This is a genomic window from Corynebacterium ciconiae DSM 44920 (assembly GCF_030440575.1).
GTDB classification, from domain to species: Bacteria; Actinomycetota; Actinomycetes; order Mycobacteriales; family Mycobacteriaceae; genus Corynebacterium; species Corynebacterium ciconiae.
On record NZ_CP047189.1, the window covers coordinates 1,098,358 to 1,119,220 of the forward strand.

The 20,863-nt window shown below is 60.3% G+C and carries 15 protein-coding genes; 9 read left to right on the top strand and 6 right to left on the bottom strand.

Translation table 11 applies throughout. From position 1 onward, the window contains the following. Positions 1-13 precede the first annotated feature (13 nt). A complete protein-coding gene (locus tag CCICO_RS04890) occupies positions 14-1,441 on the top strand; it encodes an HNH endonuclease signature motif containing protein (protein WP_018019954.1) in 1,428 nt (475 codons plus the stop codon). A 57-nt stretch (positions 1,442-1,498) separates the two neighbouring features. Here the strand turns inward: CCICO_RS04890 and CCICO_RS04895 are convergent, their stop codons facing one another. Beyond that, positions 1,499-2,623: an ABC transporter ATP-binding protein gene (locus CCICO_RS04895; RefSeq protein ID WP_018019953.1), complete on the bottom strand. Its 1,125-nt coding sequence runs from the start codon at positions 2,621-2,623 to the stop codon at positions 1,499-1,501. 121 nt (positions 2,624-2,744) lie between these two features. After that, positions 2,745-4,103 carry a M20/M25/M40 family metallo-hydrolase gene (locus CCICO_RS04900; RefSeq protein ID WP_018019952.1) on the bottom strand — a complete coding sequence of 453 codons (1,359 nt, stop codon included), beginning with the start codon at positions 4,101-4,103 and terminating at the stop codon, positions 2,745-2,747. Between the two features lie 80 nt (positions 4,104-4,183). Here CCICO_RS04900 and mgrA point away from each other — a divergent pair, with 80 nt between their 5' ends. Further along, positions 4,184-5,278 carry an L-glyceraldehyde 3-phosphate reductase gene (gene mgrA, locus CCICO_RS04905; protein WP_018019951.1) on the top strand — a complete coding sequence of 365 codons (1,095 nt, stop codon included), beginning with the start codon at positions 4,184-4,186 and terminating at the stop codon, positions 5,276-5,278. Positions 5,279-5,357: 79 nt separating this feature from the next. Here mgrA and CCICO_RS04910 read toward each other — a convergent pair whose 3' ends face one another. Beyond that, positions 5,358-6,152 (bottom strand): LysE/ArgO family amino acid transporter, encoded by a 795-nt coding sequence (locus CCICO_RS04910; protein WP_018019950.1) that lies wholly within the window; start codon positions 6,150-6,152, stop codon positions 5,358-5,360. Positions 6,153-6,222: 70 nt separating this feature from the next. Here CCICO_RS04910 and CCICO_RS04915 point away from each other — a divergent pair, with 70 nt between their 5' ends. Next, entirely contained in the window at positions 6,223-7,101 is an 879-nt protein-coding gene (locus CCICO_RS04915) for a LysR family transcriptional regulator ArgP (RefSeq protein ID WP_018019949.1), read from the top strand. 86 nt (positions 7,102-7,187) lie between these two features. After that, the gene (locus tag CCICO_RS04920; protein WP_018019948.1) at positions 7,188-8,546 is read left to right on the top strand and encodes a DoxX family protein; all 1,359 of its coding nucleotides are present in this window, start codon (positions 7,188-7,190) and stop codon (positions 8,544-8,546) included. A gap of 186 nt (positions 8,547-8,732) precedes the next feature. Here CCICO_RS04920 and ilvD read toward each other — a convergent pair whose 3' ends face one another. The 3 genes from ilvD to CCICO_RS04935 form a co-directional block, all read right to left on the bottom strand. Next, positions 8,733-10,577 (bottom strand): dihydroxy-acid dehydratase, encoded by a 1,845-nt coding sequence (gene ilvD / locus CCICO_RS04925; protein WP_018019947.1) that lies wholly within the window; start codon positions 10,575-10,577, stop codon positions 8,733-8,735. Between the two features lie 524 nt (positions 10,578-11,101). Next, positions 11,102-11,827 (bottom strand): PH domain-containing protein, encoded by a 726-nt coding sequence (locus CCICO_RS04930; RefSeq protein ID WP_244263998.1) that lies wholly within the window; start codon positions 11,825-11,827, stop codon positions 11,102-11,104. 6 nt (positions 11,828-11,833) lie between these two features. Beyond that, positions 11,834-13,564 (bottom strand): mechanosensitive ion channel family protein, encoded by a 1,731-nt coding sequence (locus CCICO_RS04935; RefSeq protein ID WP_018019945.1) that lies wholly within the window; start codon positions 13,562-13,564, stop codon positions 11,834-11,836. Between the two features lie 621 nt (positions 13,565-14,185). On the opposite strand from CCICO_RS04935, the gene CCICO_RS04940 reads away from it, so the two are divergent. The 5 genes from CCICO_RS04940 to CCICO_RS04960 all read left to right on the top strand — a co-directional run bounded on the left by CCICO_RS04940 (position 14,186) and on the right by CCICO_RS04960 (position 20,823). Next, a complete protein-coding gene (locus CCICO_RS04940) occupies positions 14,186-16,144 on the top strand; it encodes an acetolactate synthase large subunit (protein ID WP_018019944.1) in 1,959 nt (652 codons plus the stop codon). A 20-nt stretch (positions 16,145-16,164) separates the two neighbouring features. Further along, positions 16,165-16,713: an acetolactate synthase small subunit gene (ilvN, locus tag CCICO_RS04945; protein WP_018019943.1), complete on the top strand. Its 549-nt coding sequence runs from the start codon at positions 16,165-16,167 to the stop codon at positions 16,711-16,713. Between the two features lie 51 nt (positions 16,714-16,764). Continuing rightward, positions 16,765-17,778, top strand: a complete 1,014-nt coding sequence (ilvC, locus tag CCICO_RS04950) for a ketol-acid reductoisomerase (protein WP_018019942.1) — start codon at positions 16,765-16,767, stop codon at positions 17,776-17,778. A 115-nt stretch (positions 17,779-17,893) separates the two neighbouring features. Continuing rightward, entirely contained in the window at positions 17,894-18,877 is a 984-nt protein-coding gene (locus CCICO_RS04955) for a cation diffusion facilitator family transporter (RefSeq protein WP_026161488.1), read from the top strand. Positions 18,878-18,945: 68 nt separating this feature from the next. Next, positions 18,946-20,823 carry a GmrSD restriction endonuclease domain-containing protein gene (locus CCICO_RS04960; RefSeq protein ID WP_018019939.1) on the top strand — a complete coding sequence of 626 codons (1,878 nt, stop codon included), beginning with the start codon at positions 18,946-18,948 and terminating at the stop codon, positions 20,821-20,823. Positions 20,824-20,863 lie beyond the last annotated feature (40 nt).

Below are 20,863 nucleotides of genomic sequence, written 5' to 3' on the forward strand. Positions count from 1 at the left end.
GGGGACGCTCAACATGACTATCGCCGTTATTGATGAGATTGATCAGTGTGAGGCCTTACTGGTCCGCCTGACTGAGGAGTTGGAGACTGGCGTAAGCGATTTAGCAAGCTTTATTGATACTTATAGGCGTTTGGAAAGACTCCTGGACCTTAAAGCGCACACAGATGTTTTACTAGCACACCGAGTTCGGTGTGATAAAGCAGTGGAGGTTGCGGGAACAAAGAAGCCGGTTCGTTTTCTGCAGGACACATTTGGCTGGTCCAAGAGGCGAGCGTCGAATATATCAACGCAGGCTGCGCGGCTTTATGGCCCGATAAAAGACAACCCGCCGGAGAACGAGCCAGCTGAAGAAACGTCGAAACGCCTTGAAGAAGCGCGACAGCTGAGGGCGCTGAGTGCTGATAAGTTGCGAAGGCATCGTCTGAGCGCAGACATGCGAAAACTTATCGAGTCAAGTTTGGCGGGGTTGCGAACCAAAGATGCGCGAGTTCGCGAATCGATTCGATTCGAAGCTGTCAGCTATGGCGTCGGCCATTCTTACGATGACACCCGAGAATTACTCAACCAGCGCGTACGGAATGTTAATAGGTCACTATCGAAGGAGCAATGTGATAGCGCTGCTTCTCGACGCCTCACCATCACCAAGCCCGGAACTGACGGTAACGTGGGGATATTCGGACGCATTGCGCCTGAGACGGCGGCGGTACTGACTGATCAAGTGGACCGTGAGATGAGAAAGCCTCGCCCTAAGGGGGATCAGCGTTCGTATCATCAACGCTACGAGGAGGCCTTCAGTACCGTCATTAAGCGGGGGACCGGCACTACAGAAAGCACGCTGGTGGTCTGTATCTCGCCCAAAGATTTCACTCATTGCGACTTCATCAATGCGGGAATTGAGCACCCCACCAATACTGGAATTCCGCTCACCACCGAGCAGGTGATGGCGCTAGGAATGAAGAAATTCGGCTTCATTGCTGTGCATGATCCCCATACAGGTGATGTTCTTCGGCTGGGCCGATTCGAGCGCTGCGCCAATATATTTCAACGCATCGCTCTAACGGCAGCGCAGAATGTGTGCACACATCCCGGTTGTTCAACTCCAATCTCCAAATGCGAGATCCACCACATCGAGCCCTACGCACAGGGTGGTGCGACCGACATAGAAAACCTCACGTGCCTATGCCGAATCCACCACAGCGACAACGACGACACCCGCGCACACCATGCCAAACACCACGCAGCCCGCGACCCCAAAACCGGCAGGGTCGGTGCTACCCGTGGGGCTGGACACGACCACAATGAGACTGAAGTGCATCTCAATGACAGCGTCGCAGCACAACAGGCACCAGGGGCAAAAGTAAGGGCCCAAGCCTGGCCACAGCGGTGCCCGCATCACAGCGCTAACCAAGGCGATGACGCCGCCACTACGCACCAGAGTTAGTGCTTTACGCTCGCCGCATTGGGGCATCAGCAACACACCTGACGAGGCCTGCTGGGGCTAAGAGGGTAGGCGCTCACCAGTGCGGGTAGAGAAAAAGTGGAGGGTGGCGTCGTCAATGCGCAGGTGTATCTGGGAACCGAGCTTCGGCGCAGACAGCGGCGGAATGCGGGCGATGATCTGGCGCGAATCGGGGGCGTCGGTTCCGGTATCGCCTAGGCTTTCACCTGCCAAGGGGCCATAGACGTAGGAGTCTGAGCCCAATTCCTCCACGAACTCCAGTGTGATGCTGAGGGAGCTGATCGTGGGATTGTCCGTTAGCTGGAGGTTCTCCGGGCGGAATCCCACAAGCACTGTGTTCTCAGATGCTTCCACTAAAGCAGCGCGGGTCGCGGGAGGAAGAAGAATGCGGGTTGTTCCGAGTAGCGCGGTATCACCGTGGACGTCGCAGGTACTCATATTCATCGCGGGGGAACCAATAAAACCTGCAACAAACGCGTTCGCCGGCTGCGTATAAACCTCATGTGGGGTGCCAACCTGCTGCAAAACGCCATCCTTCAGCACTGCGATACGATCGCCCATCGTGAGCGCTTCGGTCTGATCGTGGGTGACAAATAGTGTGGTCACGCCTAAATCTGCCTGTAAAGCGGCAATTTGAGACCGGGTTTGCACACGCAATTTTGCGTCTAGATTGGACAGTGGCTCATCCATGAGAAAGACCTGGGGTTTCCTGACGATTGCCCTGCCCATGGCCACACGCTGCCGCTGACCGCCAGAGAGAGCCTGGGGCTTACGGTCTAAAAACTTCGTGAGGTCCAAGGTGCGTGCTGCGTCTTCAACACGCTCGGTGATCTCGGATTGAGGCCGCCCAGCCATCTTCAGAGCGAAACCCATGTTCTCCCGCACAGTCATATGCGGATAGAGCGCGTAATTCTGGAAAACCATCGCGATATCGCGATCCTTAGGCGCGAGGTGAGTTACGTCGCGGTCACCGATGAAGATACGGCCGCTAGAGACATCTTCAAGTCCGGCAAGCATACGAAGGGTAGTCGATTTACCGCAGCCCGAAGGACCCACGAGAACGAGAAACTCGCCGTCTTTAATGTTTAACTCGATCGCGTCAACCGAAGGCTCGGTAGCGCCTGGATAAATGCGAGTGGTGCTGTCGAACGTCACCGAGGCCATAGGGGAGTCCTTTCACCGGCAGGTACGTGCCGGACGATCCGTAGTGAAAGTGAAACAACAACGAATGCCAGTCTAGACCGGCAAGAGAAGTGGAAACGCGCCGCTGCGTAGTAGCGCGTGTCTAGACGCCGGCGAAACGCTCAGTGACTCCCACATAGGCACGCAATGTGAGATCGAGATCCTCAAGGTGAAGATGCTCATCATGCGCATGTAACTGAGCCTGGATATCGCCGAGTGTGCGGCCGGCCGCATGTGCTGCAAAACCGTATCCCACGCCGCCCTTCTTTCGCGCAAAGCGGAGGTCAGAGCCGCCTGAGGTGACAATCGGAAGGACTTTCTCCTCGGGGAATAGCTCCGCAAAAGTTTCGGTGATTGCGTGATAGAGAGGCGATTCTGTGGAGGAGACCGTGGCATCTTCGCAGATGAGACGTTCGATGCGGCAGTGACTACGCAGCTCGCCTATGGCCTCTAGTAGGTGCTCATCGACATCGTCCTGGCTCATCCCTGGAGTGGGGCGGATGTCTAGTTCTACGTACCCAGAGGAGGGGAGGACATTAATCGGCCCACCGGCACGAACCACGGTGGGAGCGACAGTAGTGTGGGAAATCGCATGGGCGAAGCGTGACATCTCTCCAAATGGGCTGTAATCGCTGGTGCCGTGGCTAATAAGCGCTTCCTCAGTTTCAGGGTCGAATCCAAAGGCCTGGACAAACGGCTCCCAGAGAGGCTGGTCGGAGGGGATCGAAAGCGAGGCGAGACGCATGGTCACCTCGCCGAGGATGCCTGTGGTCATTGTGGTACCCCACGGTGCGGAGGCATGGCCAGGATCGCCGGTGACGTGGATCCGTCGTTGGGCGGCCCCTTTCTCTCCAGCATTGACCACTACGCATCGTGACACCCCATCTCGGACGATATGTCCGCCGCCGGTTTCGCCGAGGCAATTTTCCCAAGAAATAGCATCTGGCCGGTTTTCGGCGATCCAACCAGCGCCGAGGCCGCCGCGTGCTTCTTCGTCGGCGAGCGCGGCAAATTGGATGGGACGGCGAAGGTGACTCTGGGAAGCCGCCCATTTAGTAACAACCGCGTGCACTGCGGTGATGAAGAGCATATCCACAGCCCCGCGGCCGTATACCTTGCCGTCTTCGATCACAGCGTCGAAGCATGGCTGAGTCCAGTGTTGTTCGTCCACTACAACAACGTCGGTGTGGCCGAAGAATGTGAGGGGAGAAAGCCCCTCATCGCGCGCAGGGGCTGCCGTAACAACGAGGGTTGTGCGTCCGGGGCTTGGTTCGATGCTCTCAATGGATAGCCGCTCTCGGACCTCGGTGGGAGCGTCGTTGAAGAAATCTCGGAGGGTCTCGGCAGTGCGTTGCTCGTTGCCGGACTCCGGCGTGAAATCGTTGACGCAGGCGTTGCGGATTAGGGTGCGGAGAAGATCTAGGGCGGAATCGTAAAGTTGATGCGTAGTCATCTTCCCCATACTAAGAGCCATCTGCCTTGTTGGGGTGCAACTCTGTTGCGTAGTAGCACTATCGACCCCAGCGCAGGCACACTGGGGGTATGTCGTACACAGTAAAAGCCCCGCAGTCCTATCAGCCCGCGGCTGATCGTTACGAGTCTATGCAGTACCGCTGGGTGGGTAACTCGGGTTTGAAGTTGCCGCCGTTGTCGCTCGGGTTGTGGCACAACTTCGGTGACGATCGCCGCCTAGACGTTCAGCGAGAGATTGTGCGTAGTGCATTTGATCTCGGTGTCACCCACTTTGACTTGGCTAATAATTACGGCCCGCCCCCAGGCTCTGCAGAGCGCAACTTTGGTGAAATTTTGCGTAGTGATTTTGCGGGGCACCGTGATGAGATGATTATCAGTTCGAAGGCCGGCTGGAACATGTGGCCTGGGCCGTATGGTTTTGGTGGCTCGCGCAAGTATTTGATGTCTTCGTTGGACCAGTCGCTGGACAGGTTGGGGCTGGATTATGTTGATATCTTTTATCACCATCGCCCTGATCCTGATACGCCGCTGGAAGAAACGATGTTTGCGCTGCGAGATATCGTCGCTTCGGGCAAGGCGCTGTATGTGGGTATTTCTTCCTACGGGCCGGAGCTGACGGCTGAGGCTGCGTCAATTATGCAGGAGGAGGGGTGTCCTTTGCTGATCCACCAGCCGAGCTATTCGATTGTGAATCGGTGGGTGGAGGAGCCGGGTGAGGATGGCGAGTCGCTGCTTGAATCGGCGGCCGATAATGGCCTCGGGGTGATTGCTTTTTCTCCGCTGGCGCAGGGGTTGTTGACTGACCGGTACCTCGATGGTGTGCCGGCGCATTCTCGTGCTGCGGAGAAGGGGTCGTTCCGAGAGGGGATGCTTTCTGAGGATAACCTCGCGATGGTGCGAGCCTTGGATGATATCGCCCACGAGCGTGGCCAAAGCCTGGCCCAGATGGCTATTGCTTGGGTGCTGCGCGAGCAGGGTGATTTCGGTGAGCTGACTGTGGCTTCGGCATTGATCGGCGCTTCCTCCGCGGAGCAGCTTCGTCATAACGTTGCCGCCCTTGAGAATCTCGATTTTTCCGATTCTGAGCTTGCCGCCATCGATGAGGTGGCCGATGATGCGGGCATCAATATTTGGGCGGGCGCAACCGCGTCGAAGAGAAGGTAACTACGCACACGCGCGTGGGCTAGAAAACCCGAGGTGGCGTCGATAATGCTTATCGACGCCACCTCCTTGCCTGGAAAGGCTAGTGCAAAGCCAAACGCGCGGTAATGATGAGCATCACGACGCCAATGGCGAAGTTGAGCCGCCGCCAATTCTGTGGCTTCGACAGAGGCTGGGCCAGGGCTCGCGCGCCGAAGCCGATGGCGGGAAACCACAGTGCGCTTGCGGCGAGGGCCCCAGCGGAGAACTCCCAACGCCCGGTCGGGCCAAACTGGTTGGCCAGTCCGCCCAGCATGACCAAGGTGTCGATGTAGGCGGCTGGATTGAACCAGGTGAACACCAGTGCCGCGATGACCGGTTTGAGCCACGGCTTGTCTGAGGTGGTGATGCGGTTGCGACGCTTGGTAGCGAGCGCGCCGCCTGGGGCGGTAGCAGTGCTGGAAACCCGGGTGTCCTCGCTGGAGTCGCCGTTGTGGATCGCGGTGTTTTGGAGCGCCTCTGCCTCGGCGATGATCTCGGAGGGCTGATGCGTAGTAGCATCTCCGTCCAAATCGATTTCCTCGGGGTCGCGGACATCGGTGGCGCGCAGCGCCCCAGCCTTGGGCGCGAGGGCGTCTCGGAAACAGGTGTAGGCAAAGTAGCTGAGATACACCACGCCTGCCCATTTGAGAGCAACGAGGGCGGTTGGTGCTTTTTCCACTAGCACACCCATCCCGGCGGTGCCGCCGAGGATGAGCAAAATGTCGGAGATGAGGCAGACGGCCACTACTGCGCCTACGGCCACGCCTTTCACGCCTTGTTTAAGTAGGAGTGCGTTCTGAGGTCCAATGGCGATGATCAGGGACAATCCAACGAAGAAACCATTCAGTGCAATCACACAAATGATGTTGTCTTAGAGCTGATGTGAAGGAAAATTAAGTAGTCTTCACCTGCGTTAGAATTGCTTCATGGACCACGTCAAGCTCACTACGCTCCTCGCTGTCGTCGATGAAGGAAGCTTCGAAGCGGCCGCCTCCAGACTCGGCATCAGCCCCTCAGCGGTGAGCCAACGCATCAAGGCGCTGGAAAACACCATGGGGCGAGTTCTACTGAAACGCACCAACCCCGTCCGGGCCACGGAGGCAGGCGAGATCCTCGTCCAGGCCGGCCGTCGTATGGCGCTGCTGCAAGCCGAAACGGACGCCCAGCTCCGAGGACGGCTCGGCCGGGTGCCGCTAGCGGTCGCCATCAACGCAGACTCTTTATCCACTTGGTTTCGCCCCGTGTTGGCCAACGTTGCCTCGTGGAACAGCGCCTCGTTGCGACTACGCATTGAAGACGAATCCCATTCTCGCAACCTCTTGCGCCGCGGCGACGTCCTCGGCGCCGTCACCCGCGAAGCCGAGGCCGTGTCTGGGTGCGAATCCCATTACCTCGGCGTCATGCGCTACCGCGCCGCCGCCCACCCCGACCTGCTCGATGCCTACACGCGCGAAGACGGCAGCCTCGACTGGGCCTCCATGCCCGCTTTGCGCTATGGCCCCAACGACGCCCTCCAAGAACACGATCTACTAGGGCGACTACGCAGCGGCGAAGACAGTCGCCACCGCGGCATCTCCTGGATCCCCTCCTCCGAAGATTTCGTCTACGCCGCCCGCGTCGGGCTCGGCTGGGGTCTTCTCCCCGAACCCCAACTGCGACCCTTGCTCGATCGCGGCGATGTTGTGCTCCTCGACGACAATGTTGAGGAAGTCCACCTCTATTGGCAGCACTGGCGCCTCGAGTCTCCCATCCTCAGCGCACTGAGCGACGCCGTCCTCAGCGCCGCCACCACCCTCGGGCAATAACAATCCTGTAAAGGTTGTGCCTGAAACACGGCGCGCCGGTAATTAAATCCTCCGTTTCACCAGCGTGGGCCTATACGCTGAGCTGCATGACCAAGCCTGACAACCCCCGTCCCGACAAAGCCCGCGCCGACGACTTCGGCGAAGACACCGAAATCCCTACCTACACCCCCAAGGATTCCGCGGGCGGCACCGACGAGCGCGGGGACACATCCTCCGCCAAGGCTTCCTCCCCCCGCTCCGAGGCCGACCGGCCCGCTGACAGCCCAAAGGTTGAAGCCCAGGAAAAGAAGGCTGCTACTACGCATCAGCCTGCCACGGCCGCTCCCTCAACGCAGAAGCAGCGGTCGGCAGGAAATATTTACGAGCGCACCGGCAGGGCAGCGCCGCAGGCTATCCCGCCTCGCGGCCAGGCTGAGCAGCCCCAGGCCACAGACATTGAGTCTGACTCGCTTGAGGAATCTCATCGCGAATCTACTCCGCTGCGTAGTAGCACCTCCGAAGTTCGGGGTGATGACAGCAATGACACAGTCGTGATGCCTCGCGCCGGGGCTGCTGCCGCTGGGGCTGCAGCGGCCAAGGAGTCTTCGGATGATCATCCTGAGCGCTCCCGTCCTCTGGCTTCGGACGCCCCGACCAGTGCTCGCGACACCCGTCAGCCAGAGCCGCAGCCGGATGCAGCGGAGGCTTCTCGACGCGAACCTCCCCGCCAGGTTCAACCCGAAGCCCCGCGTCGTGACCCCGCGCCATCGGCAGCCCAAGAGACTGTGGTGATTCCGCGTTCCCAGCCTGCAACAGACGCAGACTATGACGCGGACTACGCACCAGAGCCGGGTATGGCAGCCGCGCCGGTTGCTGGGCCGCACACGGTGGCGGCTGATGTGGCTGAGCCCGTCGAGGAGGAGCTGGCTTACGACCCAGCATTCGATCATCGCCGGGGCACCCTGGACTTCGGTGTCTTTGTGCTTCGCGTGGGTGTGGGCGCAATCCTCATTCTCGCCGGGGTGAAAACCTTCTTCCAGCTCGGCGATTCTGAGGGGCTGTCTGGGCTGGAAAACGATTTCGGCGGGTACGCGATGCCGTGGCTGCTGTCGGTTGTGCAGCCTAGTCTGCAGCTACTTGCGGGAGTGTTTTTGCTTCTGGGTCTTTTGACTCCGGTAGCTGCCGCGGTGGGTATCGTCGCCACGACGCTACCCGCCCTACACCAGATTGACGTGCTTAATGCGGGCGTGAATCCACTGAATTGGCCGGCCGAGGTGCTATTCTGCGTAGTCATGGTGATCGCCGTGCTGGCACTGCAGTTCACAGGCCCCGGCAAGATGTCTTTGGACTTTAACCGCTCGTGGACGCATCGCCCCTTGCTGAGCTCGTGGCTCTGGGTGATTGTCGGTGGCGCTGCAGCAGCAGCCCTGTGGTGGTTCGGCGCGGGAGTTAACCCCCTGAACTAAAAGCACAGTTATCCGGTATGCACTTCATCTAGGGTGCACGGCGGTTAAACATGGAAGAAGGGGCTGGCCTGTTTACGAGGCCAGCCCCTTCTTTTGCGACTCTGCAGTGCCATGAGGGACAACAGGTGAACACGGAGCCCACCAGCGGAGCCCACCAGCAGAGCCCACCAGCGGCCACACCACCAGCTAGTCGACGATCCGCACGGCTCCCTTGTCTGCGGAGGAGGCCATGGCGGCGTAAGCCTTCAAGGCCTTGCTGACTGCGCGGGGGCGGTCGCTGTGGGGAGTGAAGGGATGTTCCCGAGCGTTTTCCTCCTCGCGGCGGGCCGCGAGTTCCTCATCAGAGATGTCGGCGTGAATGGTCCGCGAGGCGACGTCGATAAGTATGGGGTCACCGGTGCGAACGAGGCCAATGGCGCCGCCGGCGGCGGCCTCAGGGGAGACGTGCCCGATGGAGAGCCCTGAGGAACCGCCGGAGAAACGTCCGTCGGTGACGAGGGCACACTTCTTGCCGAGGCCAGCGCCCTTGATAAAGGCGGTGGGATGCAGCATTTCCTGCATGCCTGGGCCGCCGGCTGGGCCTTCGTAGGTGACGAAGAGTACCTCGCCGGGTTGCAGAACTTTGTTCAGAATGACCGAGACGGCTTCCTCTTGGGATTCGACAACGCGGGCTGTTCCTTCGAAGTGGAACTGCTCCTCGGAGATGCCAGCAGTTTTCAGAATCGCGCCGTCTTCTGCGATGTTGCCCCGCAGCACGCATAGGCCGCCTTCGGCGGTGTAGGCGTGGTCGATGTCGCGGATACAGCCACCTGCGGCGTCGGTGTCGAGGCTCTCCCAACGGTTCTCGGTGGAAAACGGTTGCGTAGTACGGACTCCGCCGGGGGCGGCATGGAAGAGATCCAGGGCTTCGTCGCGGGGATTGTCGGCACGAATATCCCAGTGGGCGATGTGCTCGGCGAGGGAGTCAGAGTGCACGGAATGAACGGTGTCGCTCAGCAGCCCGCCGCGGTAGAGCTCGCCCAAGATGGCGGGGATGCCGCCGGCACGGTGGACGTCTTCCATGAAGTAGTCGGAGTTCGGGGCTACCTTCGACAGGCATGGGGTGCGCCTGGAGATAGCGTCGATGTCGTCGAGGGTGAAGTCGATGTCGCCCTCGATGGCAGCGGCGAGAATGTGCAGCACCGTGTTGGTGGAGCCACCCATGGCTACGTCGAGAGTCATGGCGTTGGTGAACGCATCCCGGTTGGCGATTGCACGCGGCAACACGGACTCGTCCTCTTCTGCGTAGTAGCGGTTGGCGAGTTCAACAATGCGCTGCCCAGCGCGCTCGAAGAGGCGACGCCGATAGGCGTGCGTGGCCAGAGTAGAGCCATTGCCGGGCAGGCTCAGCCCGAGGGCTTCGGTGAGGCAGTTCATGGAGTTGGCGGTGAACATACCCGAGCAGGATCCGCAGGTGGGGCAGGCGGAGTTGCTGATCTGCTCGAGGTGTTGATCGTCGACGTTGTCATTGGCGGATGCGGAGATAGCATCCACCAAATCGGAGCCGCGCTTAGCCACCCCGTCGACCACGATCGCTTCGCCGGATTCCATCGGTCCACCCGATACGAAGATGGTGGGGATGTTCAATCGCAGCGCCGCGTTGAGCATGCCTGGGGTGATTTTGTCGCAGTTAGAAATGCACACCAGCGCATCGGCGGTGTGTGCATTGGCCATGTACTCGACCGAGTCGGCGATGATTTCGCGGGAAGGTAGCGAATAAAGCATGCCGTTGTGGCCCATGGCGATGCCGTCATCGACCGCAATGGTGTTGAACTCCTTCGGCACGCCACCAGCTGCGCGCGCCGCGTCGGCGACAATATCGCCAACATTCTTCAAATGCACATGCCCCGGCACGAACTGGGTGTAGGAGTTAGCGATGGCCACAATGGGCTTGCCGAAATCCTCGAGCTTGGTGCCAGTTGCTTGCCAGAGGGCGCGGGCGCCGGCGGCATTTCTGCCGACGGTTGTCACACGTGAGCGAAGGGGAATCATAAGGTGAACACTTCCGAAAACGACGATTGATGGGTGACTACGCTACAGAGTAGAGGGTCTGCTTCGAGGAGCAATGGACGGGGGCGTTTTCAACCCACCTGGCTACCGATGCGCGCACCTGCGATAGCTCCTCTTTTCACAGCTTATCGACGCCCACCCGCCGGTACTTTCCCCGCGGAATAAGGCTTGGCGTGGGCGGCAAAGCACCGTGTTTGGGCGTGGATAGTCGCCGGGTCGAAGGCTGATGCGTAGTAGCATCCGACAAATCAATGGCGAAGGGGCTGCTTAGGTATGTGCCGCCCCGGCGCTGGACTAGCTTTTCTGGACAAGCGTCCCTAGACCGGACGCCGATCCCTACGTCCAGGCTGGGACCAGTGGGCTCAAGGACTAAAAGAAGCGCTTATGTTCTGCACCATCCGCACCGGGCAGTACAGAGCAGCAGTGCAGTGCCTAGCAGCCGAAGGGGTGCTACACATAGCGCGCGTCCCCCCCAGCGCGCGTGCCCTGCTGCACGCGGGATGCCTTCACGCCTGTTTCGCGCGGCGCTGCGTGGCTGTGCTGTCGGCGGACTTGGTGGACTTTTTCTCCCGCAGTTCGCGGCGGCCGTCTCGTTGGATCACTTCGACCTTTTCTGCCGCTGCCTCGCGACCTTGGGTAATGGGGTCGGGGATGCGGCCTTGAGACGCGGCCTCAAGCGCGGGAAGGGAGTTGAAGGTCACCCCTGGCATGCGGTGTTTCCCAGAGGAGGTGCGCAGCAGCGCCTTTGCCCCTGAAAATTCAACGCCTTCGACTTTGTCCCACGGCACCGTTGTCGAGGAGCCGAATGCGGGGGAGATGGTGACCCCTGCGGGGCCTACGTGGGTGACAGATTTGAGTACGTAGTAGATGAAGACCACGGGCAGCACGAGGATCCAGCCGAGAACCAGCGGCTTATATGCCACGCCCACCAGCGCGATCAGAATCATGATGACGGCGGCCAAGATGTGAGTGCGATCGGGACGGAAGCTAGTCACCGTTGCTGGTGTGTGATCCCTTCCCGTCGATTCCTCTGCAGCCGCACCCCGCGAGCCAGAACCCCGCGAGCCAGAACCCTGCGCCCCGGAACCTCGAGCCGTAGTACCCTGCGGCTCCGGCGCCTGCGGGCGCGAACGACGCTCTTCAACCGAGCTGGCGTGGTCGCGTGCGTTGTCGGTGCCGCGGGGGTGAGTGGATCGTGCGGGAGTATCAGAGTTTCCGGGGCGTGAGTTCATAGCTGACTATTCTACGTCCACTGTGTCGGTGGGCTCACTGGCCTCCGTGTTGGTGGATTCGTTGTCGCCGGGGTTTTGTCCAGAATCACGCCCTGGGTCTTGCCCTGAGTCGCGCCCGGGGTAGTTCTCGGTGTCGCGTCCCGGGTTTTGCGGGGTGGTGCTCGTGGTGGGGGTAGTGCTGGTCGGGTTGGGCTGGTTAGTGGGGGCCGTGTTCTCGGTGGTGGGTTCGGTGGAGGTAACGGCTGGCTCGGAGGTTTCCGAAGTCGACGGCTGGCTGCTGGAGGTGGTCTCCGAGGTGGATGGTTGGGTCGTGGAGGTAGTGGGTTCGACAAACCTGGTGTTGGCGCGCCAGTCATCCGCCGGCTGCACGGTAAACAGTTTGATAATGAGCAGCACCATCACCGCGACCATCATCAGCATCGTGGACACGCGAATGCGCCCGCCGAGCGAGAGCACCTGCTTCCACCGCTGTTCATAGGTGTCCTTGCGGAAGATGTGGGTGGAGTCTTCGTGCTCGTCGCCCTCATGCTTATCGACGCCACCCTCCTCCGTCACCGGCACATCGGTCACAGGGAAGCTGCGGGTGCGTTCATCGGCCATGGCGGCTGCTTGCTCGCCACCGCCTGTCGGCTGAGGGGAGTGGGAGCGCGCCGGCATGTGGCTGGTGGGTGCTTCACTATCCAACGCCGCAGCACCAGCCGCAGCGCCAGCGCCAGCAAGACCGGCCCCACCGGACGCGGCAGACCCACCGCCGGCGCTGGCTTTCTCGCCGTTGTGTGGGGTGTCCGGCGAGGTGGCGTCGTCAAGCGCAGAGCGGGCGGCAAGGGAGTGCTGGCGCTCAAGTGCCCTAGAGGTGGCGTCGCGTAGCTCGGCGACGCGCATGCCATCGACGGTGGTGGCGGAGCCGTATTCGTCCCAGAATTCTTTGAGTACTTCGGTGCGAATGGCGCGTTCGACGGCCCATTGGCGCGCGGGGTTGACTTGGACGATGAAACGCATGGTCATCATCCAGGGCATGCCGACGATGCTGGGCGGGGTGATGTCCACGGCGGGGTGTACTTCCAGCTCGCCCATGATGTCGCGTTTGACTACGGGGTCTTCGAGCGCCCGCTCGGCTGCGGTGGTGGAGCGGCTGATGGCGGACTCCACGGAGTCGGAGCCGAGCAGTGGCACTGGCAGCACGGCGACGGCGCGGGCCCAGTAGTTGGAGTAGTTGATGCACACGCGAGCAGTGCCGTTGGGGATGGTCACGTTTTCGCCGTTGAGGGTGCGAATCTTGGTGGCGCGCATGGTGATCTGCATGACGTCGCCTTCGACGCTCACTCCGTTACCCTCAAACTGCACCCAGTCGCCCACACCATATTGTTTCTCCGTGATGATGAAGAACCCGGCGAGGAAATCGCCAATGAGGGCTTGGGCGCCAAAACCGAGGGCGGCAGAGATCACGGTGGCGGGCACGGCGGCGCCCATCAGCGAAAGCCCTAAGGTTTTGAAGAAGACGAGGATGAGGAGGAAGTAGGCGATACCCTGGCCGATGTAGACGGCCGCGCCCACGAGCGCGAGGCTTGCCTTGCGGTCTTCCTCGGAGTCTTCCCACTTCGATTGCACGTAGCGGTTGATCAGCCTGCCGATTCTAGGCACGAGCAGAGCCAGAAGAGTAAGGAGAATGAGGGTGAGGCCTTGGCTGACGATCCAGTCGAGAGCTTGATAAAAGATGTACTGAGCTTGAGTGAGCATGGTGGTTACCAAGGTAGTCGTTTTCGGCGTTGTCACCAACGGGCAAGCGATGCTTATCGACGCCCACCCGCATCCCCCATGACCTGCTCTCATCTGGTTCTCAGCTCTGTCGATCTGACCGGCTTCGTCCCGTACTACTCGGTGGCGTGACGGTCAGAGATTGCTGCAGCGTGTGGTGGTGTGGGTGGCCGCATGTGGCGGGAGTGGAGCCACAATGTCTGTGTGATGCCGTCTGATGGGGGTAATTTCTGTGAATTGTGTGTGAGTTTGGGCAGGGGTTGTGTATTATTGCCGCATGACCAACCTTCGACTTGTACTCGTAATTACCGAGCGGCGCGCGCCGTAACGGTACGTACTAGTCGTCCCATACAGCACGCGCCCTCGACGGACTCGAACACCAACCGAGTTCCCGCCGAGGGTTTTGGTTTATCAGCGCTTAAGTCCTCCACCACCCCTCGAGGCGCCGCTGAGTGCTAAGACACAACTACACAACGAGTGTTCTCGCCCCTGGCCGGCACGATACGCCCACCCGCGCCCCTGTTGTTCGGTTGATGCAAAGCGGGAAAACTCTGATGCGTAGTACATAGCAAGTGACAGCAACGAGCAAGGAGCCCATCCACCGTGGCCGAGAAGCAACAGCCCTCATCGCAGGCTGCAGCGCACCACAGCCAGACCTCGCAGGCGGAAGCCGTGAATGGTCAGCGCATGACTGGCGCGCAGGCAATCGTCAAGACCTTGGAATTGATCGGGGTCGACACCATTTTCGGTATCCCGGGCGGCGCAGTATTGCCGCTTTATGATCCTCTCTATTCCTCTACCAAGGTGCGCCACGTCCTTGTACGTCACGAGCAGGGGGCGGGACATGCTGCCACCGGCTACGCCCAGGCCACTGGCCGCATTGGGGTGTGCGTCGCCACCTCTGGGCCGGGCGCGACCAACCTGGTCACTCCTATCGCCGATGCAATGTTGGATTCGGTGCCGATGTTGGCGATCACCGGCCAGGTGGGCCACTCGCTGCTGGGCACGGATGCCTTCCAAGAGGCCGATATTCGTGGTATCACCATGCCGGTGACCAAGCACAACTACATGATCGCCGACCCCAATGATATCCCTCAGGCTTTCGCCGAGGCCTATCACATCGCCACTACGGGCCGGCCCGGCCCGGTGCTGTTGGACATCCCTAAGGATGTGCAGAATGCTGAGATGACTTTCCAGTGGCCGCCGAAGATCAAGATCCCCGGCTATCGCCCGACGGTCACCCCGCACAGCCGCCAAATCGATGAGGCGGTCAAGCTCATCTCCGAGTCGTCGAAGCCGGTGATTTACGCCGGCGGTGGCATTATCAAGGCCAATGCTTCCGCCGAGCTGCAGGAGTTCATCGATAAGACCGGTATTCCGGTGGTCACTACGCTCATGGCTCTGGGGACGGTGCCATCGCACCACGAGCTGAACATGGGCATGCCGGGCATGCACGGCACCGTCTCGGCGGTGGGCGCGATCCAGCGTTCGGATCTGCTGATTACCATTGGGGCTCGCTTCGACGATCGTGTCACCGGCGATGTTGATTCCTTTGCCCCAGATGCCAAGGTGATCCACGCTGATATCGACCCAGCCGAGATCGGCAAGATTCGGGTAGCTGATGTGCCGATCGTCGGCGATGCGCGCGAGGTGCTCAGTGCCTTCAACCGCGCCTTCGATACCGACACACACCCCGATGCGGCCAGCACCCAGGATTTGAGCAGCTGGCACAGCTATCTTCACTCGCTCAAGGAACGTTTTCCCCGCGGCTGGGACGATGTAGACGATGGCCTGCTGACCCCGCAGCATGTGATCCGCGAGCTATCGAAGACGGTAGGCCCAGACGCTATTTACTGTGCCGGTGTGGGCCAGCACCAAATGTGGTCGGCACAGTTTATTGACTTCGAGTATCCCCGTACCTGGTTGAACTCTGGTGGCCTAGGCACCATGGGATACTCGGTGCCGGCGGCGCTCGGTGCTAAGGCTGGATGCCCTGACAAGGAAGTGTGGGCCATCGATGGCGATGGATGCTTCCAGATGACCAACCAGGAGCTGACCACCTCCGCAATTGAAAACATGCCGATCAAGGTGGCGGTGATTAACAATGGCAACCTCGGCATGGTGCGCCAGTGGCAAACCCTGTTCTATGAGGGTCGCTACTCCAACACCAAGCTGCGCGAACAAGGGGAATTCGTGCCCGACTTCGTCACTCTCGCCGAGGGGCTGGGCTGCGTTGCCTTCCGCGTAACGAAGGAAGAGGAGATCGTGCCCACCATCCGCAAGGCGCGCGAGATCAACGATCGCCCAGTGCTCATCGACTTCATCGTCGGCCAAGACGCCCAAGTGTGGCCGATGGTCTCGGCCGGTGCATCCAATACTGATATTCAATACGCCCGCGATCTTCGTCCGCTTTTCGACGAAGACTCCTCGGCCGCTTCCGCCTCGGACTATTCGGATGGCAATGCCTCCGGCTACGCGGCGCATGCCTCTCAGGCAGAGAGCGCGTACGCAGAACACACCGCAGCACCTGCTGCCGACACCGACTCCGCATCGCGCGGCTAAGAGAGAAGGATTAAGAATCAATGTCTGAAGAAATCCATCGCCACACTCTCAGCGTGCTTGTTCAGGATGTCGATGGCATCATCTCCCGCGTCGCTGGGCTATTCAGTCGCCGGGCGTACACCATGAGCGCGATCACCTCGGCGCGCACCGAAACTCGGGGCGTTAACCGCATCACCATCGTGGTGCACACTGATGATGATTCGATCGAGCAGATCACCAAGCAGCTCAACAAGCTGATCCACGTGCTCAAGGTGGTACGCCTGACTCCGGAGAAAACGATCTCTCGGGCGCTGTTGATGGTGAAGGTCAATGCCGATGCCACCAACCGCCCTCAGGTGGTTGATGCCGCGAATCTCTTCCGTGCTCGGGTAGTGGATGTCTCGCCCGAGTCCATGGTGATCGAGGCCACCGGGGCGCCCGATAAGTTGGACGCTCTGCTCGAGGTGCTGGAGCCCTTCGGGATCCGAGAGATGGCCAAGTCTGGCCAGATCGCGATGCACCGTGGCCCGCGGATTCTCACGCCCAACCACAAGAAGGCGTCTCAAATAGTGGACTTTGAGTCCCAGTAAGTGATACACTAGCTCTAGTGCTTCCATCAATGAAAGGTTGATCTCTCCAATATGGCTATTGAAGTGTTCTACGACGCCGACGCAGACCTGTCCATCATCCAGGGTCGCAAGGTAGCGGTTGTGGGCTACGGCTCCCAGGGTCACGCTCACGCTCAGTGTCTGCGCGACTCTGGTGTCGAGGTCAAGATCGGCCTGCGCGAGGGCTCCAAGTCCGCCGCCAAGGCCGAAGAAGCAGGTTTTGAGGTCGGATCTGTCGATGAGGTCTCCGAGTGGGCCGACGTGATCATGATCCTGGCTCCGGACACCTCCCAGGCGAAGATCTTCACCGAGCAGATCGAGCCGCACCTGAAGTCCGGCGATGTGCTGCTGTTCGGCCACGGCCTGAACATCCACTTCGATCTGATCACCCCGGCCGAGGACATCGCTGTGGGCATGGTTGCTCCCAAGGGGCCAGGCCACCTGGTTCGTCGTCAGTTCGTTGACGGCAAGGGCGTGCCCTGCCTGATCGCTGTGGCTCAGGATCCCACCGGCGACACCCAGGACCTCACTCTGTCCTACGCTGCGGCAATCGGCGGTGCCCGTGCCGGCGTGATCGTCACCTCCTTCCGTGAGGAAACCGAGACCGACCTCTTCGGCGAGCAGGCCGTGCTGTGCGGTGGTCTCGAATCGCTGATGATGACCGGCTTCGAGGTGCTCACTGAGGCGGGTTACGCCCCCGAGATGGCCTACTTCGAGGTGCTGCACGAGATGAAGCTCATCGTGGACCTCATCTGGGAGGGCGGCCTGGAGAACATGAATTACTCCATCTCCGAAACCGCCGAGCTCGGCGGTTATGTCGCCGGCCCGCGCATCATCGATTCCGAGGCGAAGAAGCGCATGGAAGAGGTGCTCGCTGATATCCAGTCGGGCAAGTTCGTGCGCGACATGGTGGCTGACGTCGAGGCTGGCCAGCCGAAGATGAAGCAATACCGCGAGGAAATCACGAACCACCCGATCGAGAAGACCGGCGCCAAGCTGCGCGACATGATGTCTTGGGTGAAGAACCCGCTCGACGCTACTGCGTAGTAGCAATTCGCTATTGACACGCCCCACCATTCGGTGGGGCGTGTGTGCGTTTGGGGGACTACGCATCAGATTTTCAATACTGGAAATTAATGAAAATCGCGGCTAGGCTATAGGCATGAGCAACCCACCAAGCCGCCACCACGAGTCCGACAGCCACGGCCACTACGGCCACATGCATGGCCATGGTGCCGGCCACTCTCACGCTCATACGAACGTGCCCACAGATTCGCTGCGAGCGCTGCTCATTGTTATTGCACTCACCGCCACGGTGTTCTGTGCTGAGCTGTTGGTGGGGCTTATTTCGGGATCTCTGGCGTTGCTCTCCGATGCGGCGCATATGCTCTCAGATTCGGCCGGGTTGTTTATCGCCCTTATCGCGATGGTGGTGGGCCGCAACGCTCACTCCGATGGGGCGACCTTCGGCTACAAACGCATGGAGGTCTTTGCCGCCCTCGTCAACGCCTTAGCTGTGAGCCTGATCGCGGTCTACATCCTCGTCCAAGCGGTGAGGCGTGTTGGTCACCAGCACACGGTGGACACCGGCATGATGCTCATCGTCGCCGTGATCGGGTTGATCGTTAATTCCGTTGCGGCGATGGTGCTCGTGCGACGCCAACACGACAGCATGAACCTGCGTGGCGCCTATCTGCACGTGCTCACTGATCTTCTAGGTTCCATCGCGGTGATCGTGGCGGGACTGGTTATTCGCTACACCGGGTTCGTCGCGGCCGACACTATCGCCAGCGTGCTCATTGCTGCCTTGATCCTGCCGCGTTCGCTGCGGTTGGTTCTCGATGCCTGCCACGTGCTGCTGGAACATGCACCCGAGGGCGTCACGGTGGAGCACGTGCAGCGGCGGCTGCAAGAGATCGCCGGGGTTGAGCACGTGCACGACATTCACATCTGGAGCTTGGATGGCACGACGCATCTATGTTCCTGCCACCTTGTGGTGGGCGGTCATTGGGATGCCGAACGCCACTGCGTAGTACTCGATAAGGCCACGGCGACATTGGCCGATATGGGGCTTGGGCATGCCACCATCCAGATCGAGCCCGCAGCTCACGCCGAGCACGAGGATGTCGAATGTCAGAGCGCCTAAGTGGCGTGAGGTGAGCGTCGATAAGCGCAATCGCGACGCAAGGTAGAAGAGGCGCTAGGTTTAAAGGTATGGGTTTTAGTACACCTAGCTATGTTTTGACTGATCTTTTCGCCCGCATCAATCGGGGCGATCTCCAACTGCCCGATTTTCAGCGCTCTTTTCGCTGGGATGTTGATCGGGTGCGCGCCCTCATTTTGACCGTGCTGCGCGGATATCCCATTGGCACGCTCATGACGCTCGATGTTCGCGGCGAGCCCATGCGTTTCAAACCGCGGCCGCTGCAAGGGGCGCCGAATGCAAGCTCCGAACCCGGATGGTTGCTTCTCGACGGTCAGCAGCGCCTGACCACCCTGTTCCACACCTTGAGCGGTGATGGCTACATCGACACCATTGACTTTCGCCGCAAGCGGGTGCGCCGCAAGTTTTACCTGGACATCAATAAGGCCCTCGAGGGCGATATTCTGCCGGACGAAGCCGTATTTTCCGTCGATGAACATGGCCAAGTGCAAACGCATTTCGGTCCGGTAATCGATGGGGGAGTCAGCGACCACGAAGCTGAGCTGAGCAACGAAGTTATTCCCATTATCGATCTGCTCAACGATAATGCCGCCAATATGCTCTTCGATTTGGCTGCCCGCGGCGATGCCGATACACGCGAGCGGATGAAGACCGTGATGAATCGCGTCGTGCGGCCACTCTCGCGCTATAGCGTGCCGATGATTCGCCTCGACCGAGACACCCACACTGGGGGCATTGGCTCCATTTTTGTCCACGCCAATTCCGGCGGACTACGCATGGGAGTGTTCGATCTCCTCACCGCCGTTTTCGCCACCGAAGACAGTGACTACAAACTGGGCGATGATTGGAAGAAAACCCAGGATGTGCTGTCCAATTTTGAGGTGCTGGGTGATGTCGGCACCACGGACTTCCTCAAGGCCGTCACTCTTTTGGTCACCTACCGGCGCGGGCGGGCCTCGGGGCAGCGTGAAGACATTCTTCAACTCACCCTCGACGAATACAAACCCGCAGCCGACGCCATGCGCGTGGCATTCGCCCAAACCGCCAAATTCCTGCGCGATCGGCGAATTTTCACCAAAGACCAAGTGCCCTACACCTCTCAACTCGTAGCGCTTGCGGTGATCCTCGCGATCGTGGAGGACGATCCGGCCGTGCGCCAGTCCAAGGAAGCATGGGACCGGCTCTACCGCTGGTTCTGGTGCGTCATTCTGGGCGAGCTTTATGGCACCGCCGCCGTGGCCAACCGTGCCGCGCGCGATGTCAACGAGGTACCGCGCTGGGTGATCGCTGGGGCACATAGCGATACTGCGGCCGAAGCTGGGGATGGCACCGAGGGCGCAGCTGATGGTGCCGATGATGTGGATCTTCCCGCGAGCGTTGCCAAGGCCCGCTTCGCGGAATCGCGGCTGTTGAGCATCGACGCCGATTCCACGGCCTACAAGGGAATCTTCGCACTCATGATGGGACGCGGTGCCAAGGACTGGCGTACCGGTTTGGAGTTCAACGGCGAAAACATCGCGGATCTCGACGCAGGCTTCCACTACATTTTCCCGCCGCGCTGGTGCGCCGAGCAGGGAGTGGATCCGGTGTTGTATAACTCGGTGCTGAACCGTGCTCCGATGGGTCGCCGAACCCAAGTGGTCATCTCTGGGACACCGCCATCGCGCTATCTGCCGCGCGTACAGTCCAAGTCCATCATGGAAGACGCCGAGTTCGACGGGGTGCTGTCTACCTCCATGCTCACCCCCGGATATCTGCACGCAGCCAAGGCGGAGGAGTTTTTCTCCGACCGGCGGCGCCGTGTGCTGCAAGCCATCGAGGAGGCTATGGGTAATGAGGCCATCCATGACGTGGACGAAAACGATCTGCGTGGCGGCCATGAAGGCCCCGACGCCTTCCAACGGCCCGAAGAACCCACGAATGAGTAATTAGATGCGCTAGGCTAAGGCGTCGGTACTGCCCGTGCGG

Bases quoted from the DNA above. Each gene is read 5' to 3' on its own strand.
- CCICO_RS04890 (WP_018019954.1), top strand. From the start codon at position 14: ATGACTATCGCCGTTATTGATGAGATTGATCAGTGTGAGGCCTTACTG.
- CCICO_RS04895 (WP_018019953.1), bottom strand. From the start codon at position 2,623: ATGGCCTCGGTGACGTTCGACAGCACCACTCGCATTTATCCAGGCGCT.
- CCICO_RS04900 (WP_018019952.1), bottom strand. From the start codon at position 4,103: ATGGGGAAGATGACTACGCATCAACTTTACGATTCCGCCCTAGATCTT.
- mgrA (WP_018019951.1), top strand. From the start codon at position 4,184: ATGTCGTACACAGTAAAAGCCCCGCAGTCCTATCAGCCCGCGGCTGAT.
- CCICO_RS04915 (WP_018019949.1), top strand. From the start codon at position 6,223: ATGGACCACGTCAAGCTCACTACGCTCCTCGCTGTCGTCGATGAAGGA.
- CCICO_RS04920 (WP_018019948.1), top strand. From the start codon at position 7,188: ATGACCAAGCCTGACAACCCCCGTCCCGACAAAGCCCGCGCCGACGAC.
- ilvD (WP_018019947.1), bottom strand. From the start codon at position 10,577: ATGATTCCCCTTCGCTCACGTGTGACAACCGTCGGCAGAAATGCCGCC.
- CCICO_RS04930 (WP_244263998.1), bottom strand. From the start codon at position 11,827: ATGAACTCACGCCCCGGAAACTCTGATACTCCCGCACGATCCACTCAC.
- CCICO_RS04935 (WP_018019945.1), bottom strand. From the start codon at position 13,564: ATGCTCACTCAAGCTCAGTACATCTTTTATCAAGCTCTCGACTGGATC.
- ilvN (WP_018019943.1), top strand. From the start codon at position 16,165: ATGTCTGAAGAAATCCATCGCCACACTCTCAGCGTGCTTGTTCAGGAT.
- ilvC (WP_018019942.1), top strand. From the start codon at position 16,765: ATGGCTATTGAAGTGTTCTACGACGCCGACGCAGACCTGTCCATCATC.
- CCICO_RS04955 (WP_026161488.1), top strand. From the start codon at position 17,894: ATGAGCAACCCACCAAGCCGCCACCACGAGTCCGACAGCCACGGCCAC.
- CCICO_RS04960 (WP_018019939.1), top strand. From the start codon at position 18,946: ATGGGTTTTAGTACACCTAGCTATGTTTTGACTGATCTTTTCGCCCGC.